At 59.3% G+C, this 3,063-nt stretch carries 2 protein-coding genes and 1 pseudogene; all 3 read right to left on the bottom strand.

Annotated features, from left to right (window positions below; all coding sequences use genetic code 11):
* Window positions 1-983 precede the first annotated feature (983 nt).
* A complete protein-coding gene (locus FY112_RS00850; protein ID WP_151517396.1) occupies window positions 984-1,229 on the bottom strand; it encodes a hypothetical protein in 246 nt (81 codons plus the stop codon).
* A gap of 133 nt (window positions 1,230-1,362) precedes the next feature.
* A pseudogene (locus FY112_RS00845) lies at window positions 1,363-1,818 on the bottom strand (sugar phosphate isomerase/epimerase family protein); the annotation flags it as partial.
* Between the two features lie 252 nt (window positions 1,819-2,070).
* On the bottom strand, window positions 2,071-3,063 hold a 993-nt coding region (locus FY112_RS00840; RefSeq protein WP_151517395.1), incomplete at its 5' end, for a DUF1173 domain-containing protein.

The following is a 3,063-nucleotide window of genomic DNA, read 5'->3' as shown; positions in this document are numbered from 1 at the left end:
CGTAAACTCGCTCGCAAAAAGCTTGAGCGGGAAAGCGGTATTTCGGCCCCCAAGAAAGCAAGAGCTTCTGGTCGCTAAAGGGGATCGAATGACGGATGTTCTGTCCGTCGAGGATAGGACTTCTTGTGTCCGAGACATTCCTTTCCAACACGCCGTGCCGAGTTGAAACTGATCGAAAGCATCGACGCCCCTGGCGCCCTTTATCAAGCGGGGTGAGCAACCCGACACCGCGGCTGATTGCAGAATAGCTCGCCGCGCTTCAGGGCCTCTCCAGAGGATAGCTGCGTCTCAAGCATGTCCCGCATTACCGCGCGGCGGTTGCGATCACGACATGCGGAAAACCAAAGACCTAAAGTGCCGTCAGCCAATTCGAAAGATTGCGAGGCGCTTTAATAGCTTGGACGACCGACATCGGTCCTCACTGGCTGTCCCAGGACTTCATGCAACGGCCCGGTTACGATCTGCCTGATGGCTAACATGATCCGCTGGCTCGCTCGAGAAATTTAGGGTGACCGTTCGAACGACGGTGAGCGCCGAAATCTCCCGCAGTTTCTTTGAAGCAAGGTGCGGTCACTCGTCTCTATTCCAAATGCGTGAGCTCGCAGCGATGATGGATTTGCTAAACCCAATCCTCTTGGAACCCCGTGGCGCCGTCGACCGGGCGCAGCCTAACCTCGCGGCGCTTGATCCAGAGCTTGTGTGTCGGGGGGGCGACGCTTCGGAAACGGACGCCCTGCTTGAGCTCGACTTTACTCGTCCACGAAGGACATCCCCACTCCGGACAGAATCGGCGTCCACCACGATCGACAGTGCCGCCTTTGCTCTCGAACTGCCCGGCCGGCCATATGGCGAGTAGGTGAATGCGGCGGCTCCCCTGCCGTCAGTAGGTACAGGGACAGATGCCGACCCGCGTTGGGCACAGTGATGGCAATGCGCACATTTCCGCAGAGGCAGGATTCTGCCAGGACGCCCATCAACCTTGCCTATTCGTCGACGACGACTTCGGTATCGGGGCGGTCGCCGCCATCGGCATGTTCCGTCTGCCACCGACCATCGGCCAGCTGATATGAAATTTCGGCATCGCGGCCTTCAATGTGCTGGCGTTGGGCCGCCGACTTGGCGGCAGCGAGCGCGCTATCGTGGTCCGAATAGGTCTCCGACCAAACGTCCCCCAGGCGGTAGGCAAAGCCGCCGTGGTGCTCGCCGACATGGTAGGTGATAGTCGTCATCCTGTTCCCCTCCTTGGTGTCGATATAAATCTGGGCGCAGCGCCAACATTCCAATCGCGCGGCCAGGCGGCAGCTGCGCGGGCTAATTCGGCTTCAGACCGACCATCTGCCGCATGCGATGCGGATGACATCTTTACAGTCGGAAACCTGACCATGCCGCCGCGTGCCACCCATCGCGGATATGGCGGTGGCCTTCGCGATAGACCGCTTCCGATGTCTCAGAAAAGTCGCGCCAGACCTTTGTCGCGGCGGCGAGCTCCTTGAGGCCTCGACCAAAGGCCTCGATTGTCAACCACCCGTCGTAGCCGCTCGCACGTAGCGCCTTGAACGTCTCCGCCCAGGGAATGTTGCCGCGTCCGGGTACGCCGCGATCGTTCTCCGAAATGTCGACATGGACGATGCGGTCACTGTTTCGCGTGAAGGCGCCGATGGGATCGGTCTCTTCGATATTGCTGTGGAACGTGTCGTACATGACGCGGATATTCGGATGTCCGACCGCGTCGATATGGGCCGCAAGATCGTCCATCGTGTTGAACAGGTAACATTCGAAGCGGTTCAGCGCCTCAAGCCCGATCGTGATGCCATGCTTCTGTCGCCGGCACACCTTTGGCGGCAGCATTGCGTGCCTTCATTGCCACAAGCGGCGCATCATAACGATCTCAAGATTGCGCTCCCTGGTCGAAGGTGTCGCTATCTCGCAAGAAACGTCGTCGTCGGATCCGCACGAACTGATCCAGGCTTTCGACGCCTCGAAGCGACAGATCCAGAGCACACTCAATATTTTCGTCGCAACCTGATCCGCTCATCGGCTTGGCCGAAGCAAGACATTTCGCTTGTCCGATCATGGAAGCTGCGGCATTTCCCCTTCGGCGACACGCCAGATCCACGGTGTAATTTCCGGTCTCATTTCGATCATCTCAGCCAAGGCCTTCTCGAAATCCTCGCCGGCACCGGGAGGCACGATGAACATGGCGACGGGAGCCGGGCGTTGTTCCGGTAAGGTGACCGAGACGACTGGTTGCTCGCGGGAGAGATTGAAACGCAGCCCTTTCACGCTCTTTCGCTTCAGCCTTGAAAGCCGTTCCAGGAGATGTTGCTCGTGCATACTCTCGAATGGGATCCAATTCTCGTTGACCACCATTATGGCGAGCTCCTCGATGGACGCGATCCCCGCGCCTGATATCCCGAAGGTCGCAATCATGGTCAGATGAAAGTCCTCGCCCGACCGCCAGAGTTCCAGCTCCGTCACATATCTGGCGCTCAACCGGTTCCAGGTCCGTTCCTCGATCATAAAGGGGAAGGGAAGGTGACGAACGACGATTTTCTGGCCGCCCCGGGAAGCCGTGAACTCCTTCACCTCCGCCACAGTCATCATCAGTTTCCGCGGCCCGGAACTGGAGGTATAGGCAGGAGCCAAGGCCGCCGCCCGGCGGGTGGCTATTCCCTCGCGCTCCTGCTGATGAAACACTTCCGGCACGAACAGAATGTCGCTCAATGGTCCGCCGCGTGCGGTCATCTGTGAGGCGGCGTTCATGAGACTTGTCCGCACCCTGCCCCAACCGCGTTTGCCGGCCCATGATGAGCGCCATTCCGTCAGTTCTCCCGCCTCCCAGAGATAGTGCAGGACGGCGCGCAACGAGAGCTTCCTTGTCTCGTTGCGCAAAGCCGGCTCAGATGCCTCGGTGGAGGACGCGGGCGCACTACGAGCCCCCTTTTTCGTCAGGGGGAAATCGAGCTTCAGAGCAGCCTTTCCGCTTCCATCGATCTGGATCGCGTTGCCGATCAAAGACCCAAGACCTGATAGCTCGTAGGGTGGCTCATACGACGGACATGC

This window comes from Rhizobium sp. PEPV16 (genome assembly GCF_008919455.1).
Classification (GTDB): Bacteria; Pseudomonadota; Alphaproteobacteria; order Rhizobiales; family Rhizobiaceae; genus Rhizobium; species Rhizobium leguminosarum_Q.
This window is presented reverse-complemented; position numbering and strand designations above follow the sequence as displayed.